13 protein-coding genes are annotated in these 17,544 nt (G+C 59.1%); 5 read left to right on the top strand and 8 right to left on the bottom strand.

Annotation, left to right across the window (positions count from 1 at the left end; genetic code table 11):
• Window positions 1–14: 14 nt before the first annotated feature.
• Window positions 15–872: a VOC family protein gene (locus HDF10_RS12950; protein ID WP_183814064.1), complete on the bottom strand. Its 858-nt coding sequence runs from the start codon at window positions 870–872 to the stop codon at window positions 15–17.
• Window positions 873–975: 103 nt separating this feature from the next.
• Window positions 976–2,052, bottom strand: coding sequence for a peptide chain release factor 1 (prfA, locus tag HDF10_RS12945; RefSeq protein ID WP_183814062.1), 1,077 nt, complete (start codon window positions 2,050–2,052; stop codon window positions 976–978).
• Between the two features lie 258 nt (window positions 2,053–2,310).
• Between prfA and HDF10_RS12940 the strand changes: the two genes are divergently transcribed.
• From HDF10_RS12940 to HDF10_RS12925, 4 genes are all read left to right on the top strand, one after another.
• Window positions 2,311–4,161 (top strand): ATP-dependent DNA ligase, encoded by a 1,851-nt coding sequence (locus HDF10_RS12940; protein WP_183814060.1) that lies wholly within the window; start codon window positions 2,311–2,313, stop codon window positions 4,159–4,161.
• 144 nt (window positions 4,162–4,305) lie between these two features.
• The gene (locus HDF10_RS12935) at window positions 4,306–5,874 is read left to right on the top strand and encodes a hypothetical protein (RefSeq protein ID WP_183814058.1); all 1,569 of its coding nucleotides are present in this window, start codon (window positions 4,306–4,308) and stop codon (window positions 5,872–5,874) included.
• Window positions 5,875–5,951: 77 nt separating this feature from the next.
• Complete coding sequence (locus HDF10_RS12930) at window positions 5,952–7,799, top strand: beta-L-arabinofuranosidase domain-containing protein (protein WP_183814056.1); 1,848 nt, start codon at window positions 5,952–5,954, stop codon at window positions 7,797–7,799.
• Between the two features lie 96 nt (window positions 7,800–7,895).
• On the top strand, window positions 7,896–8,930 hold the full coding sequence (locus HDF10_RS12925) for an aldo/keto reductase (RefSeq protein WP_183814054.1): 1,035 nt from the start codon (window positions 7,896–7,898) through the stop codon (window positions 8,928–8,930).
• Between the two features lie 177 nt (window positions 8,931–9,107).
• Here HDF10_RS12925 and HDF10_RS12920 read toward each other — a convergent pair whose 3' ends face one another.
• The 5 genes from HDF10_RS12920 to HDF10_RS12900 form a co-directional block, all read right to left on the bottom strand.
• Complete coding sequence (locus HDF10_RS12920) at window positions 9,108–10,715, bottom strand: outer membrane beta-barrel protein (protein WP_311732751.1); 1,608 nt, start codon at window positions 10,713–10,715, stop codon at window positions 9,108–9,110.
• Between the two features lie 317 nt (window positions 10,716–11,032).
• Window positions 11,033–11,593, bottom strand: a complete 561-nt coding sequence (locus HDF10_RS12915) for a cytochrome C (RefSeq protein ID WP_183814052.1) — start codon at window positions 11,591–11,593, stop codon at window positions 11,033–11,035.
• A 328-nt stretch (window positions 11,594–11,921) separates the two neighbouring features.
• On the bottom strand, window positions 11,922–13,592 hold the full coding sequence (locus HDF10_RS12910) for a DHA2 family efflux MFS transporter permease subunit (protein WP_183814050.1): 1,671 nt from the start codon (window positions 13,590–13,592) through the stop codon (window positions 11,922–11,924).
• A gap of 175 nt (window positions 13,593–13,767) precedes the next feature.
• Window positions 13,768–14,547, bottom strand: a complete 780-nt coding sequence (locus HDF10_RS12905) for a zinc ribbon domain-containing protein (protein ID WP_183814048.1) — start codon at window positions 14,545–14,547, stop codon at window positions 13,768–13,770.
• Between the two features lie 101 nt (window positions 14,548–14,648).
• A complete protein-coding gene (locus HDF10_RS12900; RefSeq protein WP_183814046.1) occupies window positions 14,649–16,340 on the bottom strand; it encodes a M1 family metallopeptidase in 1,692 nt (563 codons plus the stop codon).
• Window positions 16,341–16,454: 114 nt separating this feature from the next.
• Here HDF10_RS12900 and HDF10_RS12895 point away from each other — a divergent pair, with 114 nt between their 5' ends.
• On the top strand, window positions 16,455–16,988 hold the full coding sequence (locus tag HDF10_RS12895; RefSeq protein WP_260177870.1) for a 5' nucleotidase, NT5C type: 534 nt from the start codon (window positions 16,455–16,457) through the stop codon (window positions 16,986–16,988).
• 64 nt (window positions 16,989–17,052) lie between these two features.
• Here the strand turns inward: HDF10_RS12895 and HDF10_RS12890 are convergent, their stop codons facing one another.
• The gene (locus HDF10_RS12890) at window positions 17,053–17,490 is read right to left on the bottom strand and encodes a DUF2251 domain-containing protein (protein WP_183814044.1); all 438 of its coding nucleotides are present in this window, start codon (window positions 17,488–17,490) and stop codon (window positions 17,053–17,055) included.
• Window positions 17,491–17,544 lie beyond the last annotated feature (54 nt).

Raw genomic sequence — 17,544 nt, 5'->3', positions numbered from 1 at the left:
AGGGAGATGGTTCGCTAGCGGGTTTCGAGGATCAGCACGTTGCCGTCGGGGTCGATTACGGTGAGGGTGGCTCCGTTTTTGACGGCGAAGATGCCTTCTTTGTGCAGGTGGCGCGCGGCCTTAGCGAGGTTGCTCGATTCGAGCGTCATACGAGCGTGCGCCCCGGTGGTTGCGGGTATGATTTCAAGCTCCTGGCCGCTCTCGCCGGGCATGTGGAGGCTCATCGGATCGTTGGCGATGGGCTTGAAGTTGAGCTGGTTGATGTAGAAGTCGCGAGCAGAGGCGGGGTCTGCCATCGGAACCGAGACCACGATCAGCTTCTCGCCGACGCGGTCGGGGCCGAGGTGCTTGCCCTGGTCTTCGCTGTGGAGCGAGCCGGCGAGGTACTGGGTGTACTCGATGGTCTGTGGACTAGAGGTTTGAAGGGGGCCTCCCAGGATGAAACGGAGGTTCCCGGCATTTGTTTTAAGGATGGGCGTGGGCGTAAGGCCGTGGCTGCGGTAGTCGTCGTTGATCGCCTGAAGATCGGCGCCTTCGAAGCAGAGGCTCAGGAGGCCGGTATCGGGCTCGGTTGGGGTGGCCGCGTGAAGCTCGATGAACTGGGTGTCGTTGATCTTGAGGAAGGACTCGTAGGGGACGTTGTCTTTGCGCAGATCGAAGGCTTGTTCGAAGCCCAGCTTCTCGTAGAAGGCGACGGAGGCGGCGAGATCGTGGACGCGAAGAGCAACATGGGCGATGCCGTTGAAGGGCGGCGTCTTGGTATCGGGCTGTGCGTGAAGAAGAGGTGCGAAGAGAGCTGAAACAACGGCGAGAAAGACGGCGTGCATCGCGGGACGGGCAGAGCGGTGACCGCTCCGGTGCTGCCTGATCATAGGTAATCCTCTGGAAGAGACTGACGCGAAATCCTCCTCTCGAGTTTTAGGAGTTTCACGTCAGCCGTCTCGTCGTTCTTTGCCACGCCGGCGGGAAGCAGCCTCAGGCAGCCTCTGCGTCGGCCTTAAGTCTTTCGGCTGTGTAGTGTGCGATGAGGGCGTCGATGGTGGGTTGGATCTGGCCCTCCATCACCATCGCGAGCTGGTGGTTGGTGAGGCCGATGCGGTGATCGGTGAGGCGGTTCTGGGGGAAGTTGTAGGTGCGGATCTTCTCACTGCGGTCGCCCGAGCCGATCTGCTGCTTGCGGTCCTTGGCCTGGAGCTGGTGAATGCGTTCGGCTTCCACTTCATAGAGACGGGCGCGGAGGACGCGCATTCCCTTCTCGCGATTCTTGATCTGCGATTTTTCGTCCTGGCAGCTGACGACGGTGTTGGTCGGCAGATGCGTGATGCGCACGGCCGAGTAGGTCGTGTTCACCGACTGTCCACCGGGACCGGAGGAGCAGAAGGTGTCGATGCGCAGATCCTTGGCTTCGATCTTGATGTCGACCTCTTCGGCCTCGGGCAGCACGGCGACGGTGATGGCGGAGGTGTGGACGCGGCCTTGAGTTTCGGTCGCGGGAACGCGTTGCACGCGGTGGACGCCGGACTCGTACTTCAGTTGCGAGTAGACATTTTCGCCTTCGATGATGGCGGTGATGTCCTTGAGGCCGTGACCGATGCCGGACTCGGTCTGGGAGAGGATCTCGACCTTCCACTTGTGCTGCTCGGCGAAGCGCATGTACATGCGGAAGACCTCTGCGACGAAGAGTGCGGCCTCGTCGCCGCCGGTGCCGGCGCGCAGCTCGAGGATGACGTTCTTCTCGTCGTTGGGGTCTTTGGGGAGGAGCAGAACCTTGAGCTGCTCCTCAACTGGCTCGAGGCGCGGCTCAAGCGTGTCGAGCTCGGCCTGTGCCATCTCTTTTACCTCGGGGTCGGGATCGGCGAGCATGGCTTTGGCCTCGGCGATACCGTCTCGGATCTTGCGGTACTCGCGGAACTTCTCGACGGTGGGCTCCATGTCGCGGTGCTGCTTGGCGATGGCCTGAAACTTCTTCTGGTCGTTGACCAGCGTGGGGTCGGACATCTGCCTGCCGAGGTCTTCGTAACGGGCTTCAAGTTGATCGAGGCGGTCGAACATAGCTACTCCATTGAGTAAAAAAGGATTAGGGGATCAGAAGAGTCGGGGTCGAGGAGAGGCGCAGCTAGGCAAAGTCGTGGCGGTCGGGAGACTGGGCCACGCGGGAGAGAGACACCGTGTTTGCGACTGCGTTCATATCTATTTAGATGTTACTCCTTGTCCGCAGGGTGCAGCCAGCCCGTTTTTGGCATCTTTACTGGAGTGGAATCAGTTGATACCAAACGGGGAATCGGGCACGCGCGGTGAGGGGTTGAAGGTATGGCGTTGTTTGCGGTGGTCGCGGAGCTGGCGGAGCGGTTGGCGAAGGAGGCTGGGAAGCTGAAAAAACGCGCGGCGATCGCTGAGACGATCTCGGCCATGCACGCAGCGAGCCCGGAGAGTGAAGACTCAGGGTTGCTGGCGCTCTATCTTGCCGGAACGCCGTTTCCTGAGGCGGATTCGCGGAAGCTGAACGCTGGCGGGGCTTTACTGTCCAAGGCGTTGTTGGCGGTCAGCGGAGCCAGCGACCAGATGCTGACAGCGGCTTACCGCCGGCACGGAGATATGGGTGCGGCGGCCTTCGATCTATTGCCCGCGGCGAGGGCGGAGAAGGATCCCGAGCTGACGCTGGCCGACGTGGCCGAGACGTTTGCTGCGATGGCGGTGGCGAAGACGACGGCGATTCGTGCGGCTCTGGTCGAGGGCTTGCTGGGGCGAGCGACTCCGCTTGAGGCGAAGTACCTGCTGAAGCTGATGCTGGGCGATATGCGGATTGGGGTGAAGCAGAGCCTGGTGGAGGAGGCGATTGCGGCTGCGGCTGGAGCTTCCGTGGACGCGGTGCGGCGAGCGGTGATGCTGGAGGCGGATCTCGGCGACGCAGTGCTGCGAGCCTTCTCCGGGACCCTGCATGAGGCCCGGATGCGGCTGTTTCATCCACTGGGCTTTATGCTTGCCTCGCCGGTGGAGACGCCCGAGGAGGCGATGGACCGGTTTACGGAAAAGCCTGCGAAGGTGCCGGTCGCGAACGCCGCGGTAATCCAGGGCGTGGAAGCATTTCTCGAAGACAAGTACGACGGGATGCGGGCGCAGATACACTGCGGAGACCCCGATCAGCCGGGGCGCGTGGCAATCTATTCGCGCAATAAAGAAGATGTGACCGAAAGCTTTCCGGAGCTCGAGGAGGCGTTTGCGCAGGTTCGCTCGGAGGTGGGTGCGACTGCGGGTTCGCTGATCCCGTGCTCCCTGATCTTCGACGGGGAGATTCTGGGGTGGGACTTCGAGCAGGGGCGTGCTCTGCCGTTCGCCGTACTGGGACAGAGGATAGGGCGCAAGCGCGTCTCGAACGAGTGGCGGCAGCAGGTGCCGGTCGTCTTTATGGCCTTCGACCTGATGTACGCCGACGGCGAACTGTTGCTGGAGCTGCCGTTGCGGGAGCGGCGCAATCGGCTGGAGGCGGTGGTGGAGCGACTGGTGGAGCGCGTGGCCTCTCCGCTGGTGGTGGATGAGCGGGCGCGTGATTCGCAGGCGGTGTTGTTTGCAGCCGAGGAGAGTGCCTCAGTGGAGAGGCTGATAATGTCGCCGTCGCGGCTGGTGGAGTCGGCCGAAGAGATCGACCGGGCCTATGCCGATGCCAGGGCACGGGCGAACGAGGGAGTGATGTTGAAGGCCGCGGGGTCGATCTATCAGCCGGGCCGGCGTGGGCTGGCGTGGGTGAAGCTGAAGCGCGAGCTGGCGACGCTCGATGTGGTGGTGACTGGGGCGGAGTTTGGGCATGGACGTCGCGCAGGGATCTTGAGCGATTACACGTTTGCGGTGCGCGGCGATAAGGGCGAGCTGCTCAACGTCGGCAAAGCCTACTCGGGCCTGACGGACGTCGAGATCGGCGAGATGAGCGCCTGGATGATGGAGCACACCCTCGACGACCAGGGGTTCTTTCGCACGGTGGAACCGTTGATGGTGCTCGAGGTAGCGTTCAACAACATCATGCGCAGCGGTCGTCATGCGAGCGGATTTGCGCTGCGTTTTCCGCGCATCCTGAAGATCCGGACGGACAAGCCGGTGAGCGAGATTGATACCGTAATGCGGGTGGAAGAGGTGTATCAGTCTCAAGTCGACAAGCCGGTGGAGTAGAGCGAAAGCGCGTCGGAGGGACTACAGCGAAAGAAGTCTCCCGTGCTCGCCGAGCGTACGAACAGAACTCCTATTTCTTAGTTGCTATGGCTCCGTCTGCCTGCTAGAGTGCGTTCCACAGCCACCTAGTTCGTCGGGGAGACGATGATCGAAGACAGCCACACGCCAGGCAGGGTAACGCAATTTGTCGTCCTACTGATCAGCTTCGTCCTGCTGGATCTCCTCTCGTTGCCCATATTTTTTTCGTACTACCTCTGGGTCTTTGCGGACAGAAGCAACTTCCTCAATCTCGACTACATGCTGGCCGAACATCTTCGCCTGGGGGTGGATGCCTTTTATCAGTACGGACTTCTTCCAGTCCTGATTCAGCACGTCCTGTTTGCGATCTTCGGTCGCGGCTACTGGCCGATGATCGGTTGCACCGTCGTTGTGTTGATCCTGATGGCGGTGTTCTGGGCGTCTTTTCTGCGTGGCCTCTCCTCGCGATGGCTCTATCTCGCTGCGGTGGTCGCGGTCGCTCCTCTTCTTCTGTGGGTCAACCCCAACTTCCCTTATTCGCTGGTGCAGTTGTCGATGTTGTTTGCTCTGCTCCTTCTCGTGGAAGGGCGAGCGGACGCGGCACTTGCCGTCTCCGTGGTTGGCTGCTTCAGCGTTCCCTCGCTGCCGCTGCTTCTCACCGGCCTTCTCGCTGTCTATCTCGCAGCGGATTGGTGGTTCAACAGCGACCGTTCGATCCGGCTTCTGGTCCGGCGCTTTGCTCCCGGCGTTCTAACGTACGTTGTCTTGTTCGTTGGCCTAAGCGCATACTTCGGGGTTCAATCCACTCTGGTAACGGCGTTCCCCATGCTGGGATTAAAGTTTTACTACGGGTCGTCGGGCAAGATGGACTACAACGACCTGAAGGGCTTCCTGCACCCCGCCGGCCACAGTTTGAAGTACTACCTAGCGTATTACGTCGTCACACCGATTACATGGTGGATCCTCAGCACGCTCGCCCTGGCTGTTATGGGAGCCCGGGCGATCGCCGTAATGATCCGCAGCGGTAAACCCGATCCCAGGCACGCCGCCGTCGCATTTTGCGCTGCGCTGCAGATCTTCTTTGCACTCGCAGCCTACAAGGGCGACGGGCAGCACATCATCTACGATCCCATCGTTGTGGCGGGTGTGCTGCTTGGCATCTCGCTGCTCGTCGTTCCTCGCTGGCAAAATCGCGCTCTGATCCTCTTTATCGGCATCGGACTTTGTGCGCAGCTGGGGCAGGCTCGGCTCACTCTGGCCGAGTGGAGGGGCACTCATCGCTCCCTGATTACAAAGAACCTCTACGCAGAGCCCGAGTATGCTGCGCAGATGGCGAAGATTCTCGAGATTGCCTCGACGAAGAAAGTTCTGATGATGTCGAACGCGACGGGAGTCCACGGCTACTATCCAACGATCGGCTCTCCGGACGCATGGTTTCTGATGCCGCACCAGCAGCTTCCTGCGGACCGCGAGCGCATCCTCGCCGGTGTTCGCGCGGCCGAGGTGGTGGTCGAGGACACGACGCACGTCCCGTACTTTACCGACCGCGATCCGGATGTACAGGCTCAGCTTCGCTCGATGTGCCTGACCGACGTCACCCGCGACTTCCAGATATGGTGGCGAAATCCGCCGGAGTCCGCCACCTGCAAGATCAACATGCGCAATACGCGAAGTAGCTCGGAGCAGCCGAATTAGTTGCACGCCGACGGATTCTTTACTCCTAATGTGGCTGGTTAGTGACAGATGTGTCTGCTCAGGCGGAGGATGTTTGAGTGAGAGTTGGGATTTCCAGACGCGCGTTATTGCAGGGGGGAGCCGCCGTAGCCGCGGGCGGAGCGCTGCACAGAGTGGGGTTCGCCGCGGTCGGTGCACAGCCGCTTGAAGAGGTGGGCTACGGTCAGGTGACGCTGACTAGTACGCCGCATCTAGCTCAGATCGAGAACGTTCGGACTGTTCTGATGGGGCTTAGTGATGACAGCCTGCTGATGCCTTTCCGAAAGATGGTGGGACAGGATGCGCCGGGCGAAGATATCGGCGGGTGGTATCAATACCGGGCGGACTACGACTACAGGAAAGAAGACGCGGGGCTGGCGCCGAGTGCAACGTTTGGACAGTGGGTCTCGGCACTGTCGCGAATGTATGCGATCACGGGCGATCCGGCGCTGCGTGAGCGAGCCGTGCATCTGAACCAGCTTTACTCACAGACGATTGCAACCGAATATTTCGCGAAGAATAGATTTCCGGCCTACTGCTTCGACAAGCTGGTCTGCGGCTTGATGGATGCTCATAGGCTGGCCGGCGACGAGGAAGCTCTCGCGATTCTTGAGCGCACACGCAAGGCCGCATTACCTGAACTGCCAGGGCACGCAGTGGATCGCGAAGTGATCTGGCGGAATGGGAAGGATGTCTCCTGGACCTGGGACGAGAGCTACACGCTTCCGGAGAATTTGTATCTCGTATCGGCACAGATGGGAGCCGAGAGAGGCGAATATCGCGAGATGGCGAAGCGCTATATGGATGACGCGACCTACTTCGACCCTCTCGCGCGTGGGGAGAACGTGCTCGGCGGCAAGCACGCATACAGCTATGTGAATGCGTTGTGTTCGGCCATGCAGGCTTACATGGTGGGAGGAAGTGAAAAACATCTGCAGGCAGCGAAGAATGGCTTCGATATGCTTCTTGCTCAGAGCTTTGCGACTGGCGGGTGGGGACCCGATGAGATGTTGCAGGCGCCGGATTCGGGAAAGGTCTTTGCGAGTCTCGCGACGAGCCATAACAGCTTCGAGACTCCCTGTGGATCGTATGCGCACATGAAGCTGACCCGTTATCTGTTGCGATGCACACGCGAAGGGCGCTACGGCGACAGTATGGAACGAGTGATGTACAACACCGTCCTCGGAGCGATGCCGCTACAACAGGATGGGCATGCGTTCTACTATTCGGACTATCACTCACGTCCTTCGTCCAGCGGCGTCGCTGGATCTGGTGGCGAGAGAGTTTATTCGGTCCACCGGTGGCCCTGCTGTTCGGGTACGCTGCCGCAGGTTGTCGCAGACTACTGGATCAACGGGTACTTTCACGAGCCCGGAGCAGTGTCGGTGAATCTCTATCTTTCTTCTACTCTGCGGTGGGCCGAGGGTGAAGCAAAGATAGAGATGGAGCAGGAGGGAACTTACCCGGAGTCGCCGGAGATTCGTCTGCGGATGAAGACCTCGCAACCGGCCTTGTTTGGGCTGAAGCTGCGAATTCCAGCATGGGCGGATGCAGCCTCACTAGAAGTAAATGGAAGCCCTGTCCCGATGACGGTCAGGTCGGGCTTTGCGACGGTTCAACGCAGATGGCGAACGGGTGATACGGTGAAGTTGGAACTGCCGATGAAGCCGAGAATCGAGATACTGGATGAGGCGCATCCGGAGACTGTAGCAGTAATGTTTGGACCGAGGGTGTTGTTTGCGCTGGCTTCCGGCCCAGTGGTGGCGCGCAGGGCGCAGGCCCTCGCTGTACAGCAGGACAAGGAAGGCCAGTGGATACTGGAGAGCACCAACGGGCCGGTGAAGATGGTTCCTTTTACCTCGGTCGGGGACCGGAAGTATCTGACCTATCTCCAACTGGGGAGTTAAATGGATAACGCGGCCCACAAACCGAAAAAAACCAAAACAAAAATAGCAGAGGTAAAAATCTAGTGCGGAATGACCTCTGGCTGCATCCAAATTCGCATGGAATACAGACAGCTTGGAAGGTCGGGCCTGAAGGTGCCGGAGCTATGCTTCGGTGCGGGGACGTTTGGCACTGCCAACGAGTTTTTCAAGGCTTGGTCGGAGACGACGCAGGAGGAAGCTAACCGGATCGTCGATATCTGTATGGATGCGGGGATGAACCTGTTCGATACGGCAGATGTTTACTCCGATGGCGAGAGCGAGAAGGCGCTGGGCAAGGCGTTGGCCAAGCACAATCGCGACGATGTGATGATCTCGACCAAGGCGACCTTTCGGCTGGGCAAGGGGCCGAACGATGTGGGCTCGTCGCGCTACCATCTGATTCAATCCGCGGAGCGCTCGCTGAAGCGGCTCGGCACAGACTATATCGATATCTATCACCTGCATGCGTTCGATGCCACCTCGCCGGTGGAGGAGACGCTGCGTGCGCTCGATGACCTGGTGGGCCAAGGCAAGGTTCGCTACATCGCCTGCTCTAATTTTTCGGGATGGCATCTGATGAAGTCCCTGAGCGTAAGCGAGCGCTACGGCTGGTCGCGTTATGTTGGCCATCAGGTGTACTACTCGCTGGTTGGGCGCGACTACGAGTGGGAGCTGATGCCGCTGGCCGCCGATCAGGGTGTGGGCGCGCTGGTGTGGTCGCCGCTGGGTTGGGGACGTTTGACCGGTAAGATCCGCCGTGACACCGGCATTCCCAAGGAGAGTCGATTGAACTCGAAGCTGGCGACTGATGCGGGGCCGCAGGTTCCAGACGAGTATCTCTACACCGTGATGGATGCCATCGACGAAATCGCGAAGGAGACCGGCAAGACCGTGCCGCAGATCGCGCTGAACTGGCTGCTGCGCAGGCCTACGGTTTCAACTTTGATTGTCGGCGCGAGAAACGAAGAGCAGTTAAAGCAGAACCTCGGAGCCATCGGCTGGGAGCTCACCAAAGAGCAGGTGGCTAAGCTCGATAAGGCGAGCGAGCTGCCGAAGGCTTATCCGTACTGGCACCAGGTCCAGTTCCATGAACGGAATCCGTTCCCGGTTTAGGTACGTGGAGTTGGCGATGATCTCGAGGCTCGTAGAGCGCTGTGGGCCTCGCCGATTTCCAAGTCCATCTTTCCCTCCACCAGCGAGATCGCTTCAAATAAAAAAGAGGGAGCCTCAGGCGTATTGCCGGAGGCTCCCTCAAACTGCATTGAACTGCATTGCGGCTCTGTCGGCGGTTTAGAACTTCATCAGAAACGCCACGGTCAGGCGGTTCTCGCTGTTGCGAAGGTCCGGGCTCCAACCTGAGACGAGAGAACCCGCCGCGCCGGTGTTGCCTCCGGGCGGAGTGACGCCACCGGGGCCGGCGAAGTAGGGGACGTTCGCCGCACGGTGGTTGTACTCCAGCCGATAGGTGAAGTACTGGTTCGGCATGTAGTCTGCCGTCACGGAGGCGTCCCACGCTTTGAACGGATCACCCGGGTTCTCGGTGAAGTAGGGTGTTCCTGAAGCAGCGGTCGCTCCGTTGATCGGTGGAAGAAGGACCAAGTAACGGCCTGGGTTGTTGATGCGTCCTCCACCAAGGGTCAGGCCAAAGATGTCATGGTCGAACCAGAAGCGGTTGTAGGCCATGAAGCCGAGAAAGCTTTGCTTCGGTCCAGTCTTCCCGTTGCCAAAGCAGCTTACGCCGCCGCCGCTTTCGCAACCTGCGTCGCCGGTCAGAGTTGCGGCGGCCTTGCTGAGGAAGGAGTCGCGCCGCTCGTAGTACTTGTACTGAACACTATCGTCGGTGTGGTAGCGGGTACGTGACCCTACGCCCAGCGCATCCTCTCCATAGCCGTACTGATTGCCGACGATTGACCAGTTCCCGTTTGGCCGATAGAGGATCGATCCGCCCAGCCCGGGCCGATTGTTGAACCGGCCGTAGGACTGCCAGCCGTTGATGAACCAGGGTTCAATCTTCAACTTTGCCGTAGGAAACCATTGCACGCGCACACCATTGAAGAACCAGGGCGTGTTGGACGACACGTAGGACGGCTGATAGGCCCAGTTATCGAACTGGTAAAACGAGAACAGGCCGATGTAGGAGAGGAAGATGCCGGCGTCGACGTTCAGGCCGTGTTGCAGGTTGAAGTGGTAGCCGGCGTTGGCCTCACCTACATAACGATAGGCGTCGGCAAGGTCCCACTGGCCGCGCGAGGGGCTGGCATCGTTGCGCGGCGTGGCCGTGGCGTAAAGACCGATCTGACTCAAAACGCGGGCACGCACATTGTTGTAGTGGAAGTCGCCGCCGATTCCAAGGTCCGTCAGTGCAACCTCGCTGGAGCGAAACACTTCGCTCGACCCTACGATCGTGTCGTCCTGCGGATGGCGGAAGTCGTACGTGTAACTCACGTCCGAACGTATATCCGGCGTGAAGAACTTGGTGGCATACGGTGTGTCCTTGGTTCGTGGGTTGCCGGTGAGCCAGGTGAAGTCGGCGAAGGCGAACGGCTCTGAGTGCGGGCTGGCTGGGTCGGTGACCTCCGACTCCGTTTCACTCAGATCGGCCGCGGCAACTGAGGCCTTCGCCGTCGTGGTGTGGTGGGTCTCCGGAGCCGAGGAACTTGCCTGTTTGAGCTCCATCAGCTCTTTCTGGATCTCTTCGAGCTTGTCCTGCAGTTGCTGAATCTTCTGATCCTGAGCTGTCTGATGCTCCGGTGTAGCCTGAGTATTTTCTACGGCCGTCTGCAGATTCGGCTCTGCCGTCTGAGCCCGGAGATCGCTTGTACAAAGAGCCATTCCCGCTGCAAAGGTGAATGCAGCCAGACCGAATCGCTGGCCGCATGACGTTATCCTGTTTTTCACTGAAGCTCTCCATTCCAACCAGCCGCGGTGGCTGGCAGAAGGAGCTGCCATGCCGCAGGGCGCTGATATTCAGAGCCTAACGAGCCGGCTATAACGAGTTCGTCAAGAAGGCATAATGAATTCGTAAAGGACTGCTCGCCCTACGACGGAGTTGCAATTCAATTAGGTCGCATCAGTCTGATAAGGACCCCATTTGGCGCACCACTGCTCTTGTATTGGACTGGACGGCTCCTGCGAGCCGAGGTGCTCGTCGTCCCAAGACTGCGGTGCAAAGATCGCGGAAGATCCGAGTGAGTCCGGCAGTTAAAATCACCTAATTACGAACTGGGCGGAATCGATGGAATGGCGCTCAGGTACTCGTAGATGGCCTTGATGTCATGGTCCTTCAGGCTCTGGTAAGTGGGCCACGGCATCACCTGGAGAAGCGGACTGATCTGTGGGTGAAGGTGATCGTAGTCGATGCCTGTTCGCAGGATGTTCTTGAACTCTGCATAGGTACGGCCGGCCGGGAGTCCGTTTTCAGGGGTGAGATTGCGCGAAATGAACGGACCGAAGGTCTGGCCGCCGGCGAGATATCCAGCCGTGTTGATCTGCTTGGGCTGGCCCAGGAACGGGTTGCCTCCAACGGCATAGCTGGGGTTGGTATGACAATCGTTGCAGCCGCCGATGGCATTTACCAGATAGCTGCCCAGGCCCACCATCTCCGGGTTTTTATGCTCGAGATTGAGCCGTACCGGTGCAATTCTGAAGCCTTCGGCGATACGCTGATGTTCGATGAAGAAAGAATCTTCGTCGTCGGCACGAGCGGTGTGATGGATGGCGCCCACGAGCGTGACCAGGCCCGCGGTAAGCAACACTTTAGCTGTGAGATTCTTCATAGATTTCTCCTTCTTCGGGGCCGGGTTTAAGGAGGGGCCGGGGAATTACCGAGGGGAGTCTTGAACTTGTCTGCGGTTCAACGCTGCAACCCATCGATTCCTGATAACGCAAAGATGGTGCGCCTTGCCGCAAGGAATGTCAATGTGGAAGCTCTGCCTGGGATGAGAGAGGCTGTTGATGTTGGCCCCGACAGGAAAATGAATGCAGTCTGGGAAGTGGTTTCAGGCGTTTGCTTCGAAGGTGCAGCTTCGTGCAGACGATCGTGCTTTTTGCTCAGCGTAGAGTTATCCCGGGCGTAGGAATCGGCAATTTGTAACTTGCACAGGTCTAATGGCCGGCGGAAGGGCTTGCATGTTTGGGCGGCCGCGGGATGAAAAAGAGCAGAGGCAGCATGCAGGCGCAGAAGACTGCCATGTACTGGATGATGTCGAGATAGGCAAGCATCCCTGCCTGACGGTGCAGCTCGTTGTAGAGATAAGCCTGGGCGGTGTGGGAGCCGGTGCCAGTCATGGGGTTGCCACTGGTATGGCCGCCGAACATTCCTTTCAGCTTTGCCACCCGGTCCATGAAGGAAGCATTGCCCGTCGTAAGATTGCGGACCATGTTCGTCTCATGGTTCGCCGTGCGGCGTGTGAGCATCGTGGCGACGAACGCGGTTCCTACAGAGCCACCGATATTTCGCGCCAGATTCGTCAGGCCGGACACATCATTGTTCTCCGACTGCTTCACGCCGATATAAGCGATCGTGTTGATCGGAATGAACAGGAAGGCGAGTCCCGATGCCTGGAAGCATCGTACAAACACCAGATAGCCATAGCTGACGCCAAGGTTCAGCGTATGCATCGTGATCAGCGACAGCGTCAACATTACGAAGCCATAGCCGATCAATTTGCGCGGATCGACCTTGCCCACAAGAAGGCCAACGATTGGCATCATGCACATCATCATCAGTCCTGCAGGCGAGAGGACAAGCCCGGCCAGTTCGGCGGTGTAGCCAAGCAGTGTCTGCACGAATTGCGGGATCAGGATCGTCGTGCCGTAGAGCGAGAAGCCCAGCACGAACATCAGCAGGAAACTGATGGCGAAGTTGCGGCGTTTGAAGAGTGTGAGATTGAGGATCGGGCGATGGCCTTCGCGCAGTTGTTTTAGCTCCCACCAGATCATCGCGATGAACGCAACGACCATGGTCACCGCGAAGAAGGTGATGAGGTGAGAGGAGAACCAGTCGTCCTCCTGGCCCTTGTCGAGAATGAACTCGAGTGAGCCGAAGGTGAGACCCAGCAGGCCGAAGCCGAGAAAGTCGAGCTTGATGCCGCCCTTCTGCGAGAGCTCGACCTGCTTCTTCACATAAGGCGGATCTTCGACGATGCGCGAGGTGAGGAACAGCGAGATCAGGCAGATGGGGACGTTGAGAAAGAAGATCCAGCGCCAGTCGAAGTTGTCGGTGATGTAGCCGCCCAGCGTGGGCCCGATCGCGGGCGCGCAGACGACGGCGAGGCCATACATCGCAAAGGCTTGCCCGCGCTTCTCGGGAGGAAAGGTGTCGGCAAGAATCGCCTGTTCTGACGGCGCGAGACCGCCGCCGCCAACGCCCTGCAGGATGCGACAGAAGATCAGGATCGGAAGCGAAGGAGCAAAGCCGCAGAGAGCGGAGCTGATGCCAAACAGCGCAACGCAGATCATGTAGAACTTCTTGCGCCCGATGAACGTCGTCATGTAGGCGCCGGCAGGCAGGATGATGGCATTCGCGACCAGATACGCCGTCAGCACCCACGTGGCCTCGTCCTGCGTAGCGCCCAGGCCGCCGGCGATATGTGGCAGCGCGACGTTGGCAATCGAGGAGTCAAGCACCTCCATAAACGTCGCCAGCGTCACCGTCATGGCGATGATCCACGGGTTGATCCGCGGACGCCAGGGGCGTTCCACAGTGGGGTGGTGCTCTGGACTACTCGCTTCAGAGAGCTGGGCCTCGGGGAGGTCGACTACGGTAGCTGCCATGTGTGGGAATTAGATTTCTATCGGCGAGGCCGGGATTCAGAGAGTTTCGGACAAAATGCTGAACGAGAGCCGTTGAAAAGCCGAGGGTGCCTCGCCAGGGACAAGACAGACCGCACGCAAAGGCCCGCTCTAAAAGATCTCGCGCAGACCACTGCCGGTATTGTGCTTGATGGTTTTAGAGCGATCGAATAATTGACGCCGCGATGCTCTCCACTGGTACGGTCTTGCGCTGGGGGGCGTCGCGCGCCGGATCGTAGTAGAGCAGGCGGCCACAGCTCTCGCAGGTCATCATGGTCTCGTCGTTGCTGCGATCGCGAAGGTCGTTCCAGCGCTGCGGCCGCACCATCATCTGGCAGGCCATGCACTTCTGATTGAGCGCTTCGGCTACGGCCGTTCCCTTCGCCTTTGCGATGCGGTCGTAGGTGGAGAGCGCGGCCTCGCCGATCTCAGCACGCACGGCGATGCGCTTCTCCTCAACCGCAGCCAGCAGGGTCTTATCCGCAGCGATGGTGTCGGCCGCCCGGACTCGCTCACGCTCAAGCGTTGCGGTCGCGTCGGTGACGGCATCGTCAGCAAGTTTCTTCTGCGACTCCAGCCCCTCGCTACGCTCCATGCTCTCGATCTCGGCATCTTCGAGCTTGCTGATCTCTGCCTGCGCAAAGGCAATCTCGTGCTCGAACGCGGTTACCTGCACGGTCGTCGTGGCGAGGTCCATATGTTTGCGCGTGCGGTCGATCTTGGCCTTCTGATCCTTCACATCGGACTCCTGCCGCCGCCGCAGTGCCTCCTCTTTGGCGATCAGGTCGACGATGACGGCGCGCTGACCCTGGTACGCCTTCGCCTTGGTCTCCAGCGCCGAGACGTGTTTCGGCAAAGCCACCATCTCATCGCGAAGCCGGTTGGCCTCTACGTCGTGCGCCTGCAATACGATCATCTTTTCAAGATCCGGATGCATTTGACGTCTCTCTTTCCACTCACTTCGATCGCTGAAAAAATTCAACTACAGCGGAAAACTCGAAGTCTAGCACTGCTTTCGCCAGTTGTTAAGTATGCGCCTTACTGTTTGTCGACGTTGATGTAGTACAGATCGGTCGCCACATCGAACTGATCTCTGGTGAGCGGCGTCTTCATGGTCTGCCACTCGGTGGTGGGATGGATCATCTCCCAATGTTCCTTCAAGCCTACGCGCACAGGCATGGCAAAGTCTTTTTCGTCGGCCTGCCAGCGGTATTGGACCGTGCCCGCGGGCTCGTCGAACTTCAGCTCCAGCGTGGGAATCGCCGTATGGCGCAGGTACTGATCGAAGACCGGCGTCAGGTTCCTCCCGGTCTGCTGGTTGAAGTACTGTACGACATCTTCGGTCATGATGTTCTGATATTTGAAGCGCTGATAGAAGTCATGGATCAGCGCAAACCAGCGGGCGTCGTCATCCACGATGCTGCGCAGGGTGTTGATAAAGAGTGCGCCCTTGAAGTATTGATCCTGCGGAGGCTCGGCGTTGGTGCCGCGTGCCGTGATGATCGGTCGGTCATTCTTCACCTTTTTCTTCAGCGCGTTGACGTACTTCACCTCGTCCTCGTGGCCGTAGTTGTACTCGACGTAGAGGCACTCCAGGTAGGTGGTCCAGCCCTCGTGGATCCACATATCGGACTTGTCGGCGGCCGTGATGGCGTTGCCAAACCACTCGTGTCCACTCTCGTGAATGATGATGAAGTCGAAGCGCGGGCTGATGCCGACGCCGGTCCAGTCGCGGTCGAGATAGCCGTTGTGAAAGTGATTGCCGTAGGCCACGGCGCTCTGGTGCTCCATGCCCGCGTACGGAACCTCGATGAGTTTGTAGCCGTCTTTCTTGAACGGATACTCGCCGAAGTAGTGGTAGTAAGCCTTCATCATGCCGGGCACCTGCGCAAACTGGCGCTTCGCCCCGTCAAGATCCTCCGGCAGAACGTAGTAGTCCAGAGGCAGGTCGCCGAACTTGTCGTCGAAGTGGACGTAGTTGCCGATGTTCAACGCCACGTCGTAGTTATTGATGGGGTAGTGCACCTTCCAGTCCCAGCGCGTGAAGCCGTCGCCAAGATCCTTCTTTCCCATGAACTTTCCATTCGAAACATCCATCAGGCCGTTCGGAACAGCGACGTTAATCTCCATTCCTTCCTGCGGCTCGTCGCGCCACTGGTCTTTATTTGGCCACCAGACGCTCGCGCCGGTCTCTTCGCAGGCGGTGTTGATCCAGGGATGGCCGGCTGTGTCCTGCTTGAACGTGAAGCAGCCGAAACGGCCAGTCTCCACGGGGCTTCCCGAGTAGTGGACGTCGATCGAGTACGTGTGGCCAGCGTGCAGAGTCTTGGGGAAGTCAACGAAGAAGGTTCCACCATCGCGCTCATACTTCAACGTGGTCTTGCCCATAGAAATCTTGTCGATCTGCAAAGTAGCAAAGAGTTCAAGCTGAATGCGCGTGCCATCCGCAAGCATCTTGAAGCGGATCGTATTGCTTCCGCTGATGAACTTTTTTTCAGGATCGACGCGCAGGTCGAGACGATAAAAGAGAAGATCGTTGTTGGCGCGATAGGGCCCGTAGGCTCCGCGCAGAAGGTCGGCGTGGGTGGGTTCTTTATGCGTTGATTCGTTGATCGCTGGCGGCGTCGTTGCGTTGGCAGCAGGCTTAGAAGTCTGGGAGAAGAGCGGCGAGAGACTGCAGGACACCAGGAAAAACCTGAGGAGCAGGTTGCGGAGGGTGATCGTGAGCATTGACTTTAGCCTATCGCGATTCGCGCGCGCGAAGCACCCAAAGAGCGGGTCGAGAAGGGCACGGGCCCGCTTTTTTTGGACACCTGCGTGGACACCTGCTAAAACAAAGATCTGATGGCAATCCCCCGAATCTGCATCGATATGGACGAGGTGATGGCGGATGCGCTCGGCGAGCATCTACTGCGCTACAACCAGCACTTCGGCGAGAACGTCACCCTCAAAGACCTGCAAGGTAAGTGGTTGTGGGACGTCGTCTCAACAGATCGTCATGCCATACTCGACGCCTATCTGCGGTCCGACGACTTCTTCGAGGTGCTGGCCGTGATGCCGGAGTCGCAGCGTGTCCTCGAGCGGCTGCACGGTAACTACGAGGTCTTTATCGCCACCGCCGCGATGGAGGTGCCGACCTCTTTCCAGGCGAAGTACCGCTGGCTGGCAAAGCACTTCCCGTTCATCCCCGCATCCAACATCGTCTACTGTGGCGACAAAAGCATCCTCCGCGCAGACTATCTGATAGACGACAACCCGCGGCAGCTCCGACGTTTCATGGGCGAAGGCATCCTCTACAGCTCACCCCACAACGCCGGAGTCACAGGCTACAAGCGCGTCAACGACTGGCTCGACGTGGAGAAGTTGTTTTTGAGCTGACCGAGAAACTGTTATTGAGCTGACCCGCGAAGCCGTTTCTGAGCTGCGGCTCGAAGCCGCTTCGTCACGCGTACAGACTCGACTCAAAGCGCTGCAACGCGGCATCCGACCATGCATGGCTGGACTTGCGCCATGTATCGCCCTGCTCCGACATGAAGTTTGGAAAGTTCATGCGGCAGTACCCGCATCGCGCTTGAAAGTCATAGAGAGCCTGCGCGGTTCCATCGAGATAGAGCACCGCCTGCAGCCCATCGCGCGACCACTCCACCGAGGCGATGCGCTGCGGCTCAGGGCGGTTGAGCTCGGCGTCGCTCTTGGCCAGCGCGGCCACGTTGTAGATCAGCATCGCGTCCATAATGCTGTGTTCATGCACCTCCTGCGAGCGATCGCAGGCATAAAAGTATCCGGCGACACCTTCGTCTTCAAAGACCACGGTCCACGGAACGACGGGCGAGTTGACAGAGAGAAAGGCACGGCCAGGGGTAAAAGAGAGCGACTGCATATCTCTCACGATACACTCGATGAGGCGGCTGCCGAAGCCCTCCGGCGGTGCAGG

It is taken from the genome of Tunturiibacter empetritectus (assembly GCF_014201375.1).
Classification (GTDB): domain Bacteria; phylum Acidobacteriota; class Terriglobia; order Terriglobales; family Acidobacteriaceae; genus Edaphobacter; species Edaphobacter lichenicola_D.
Note: the sequence above shows the minus strand (reverse complement) of the source record. Positions and strands in the feature narration are given on the sequence as shown.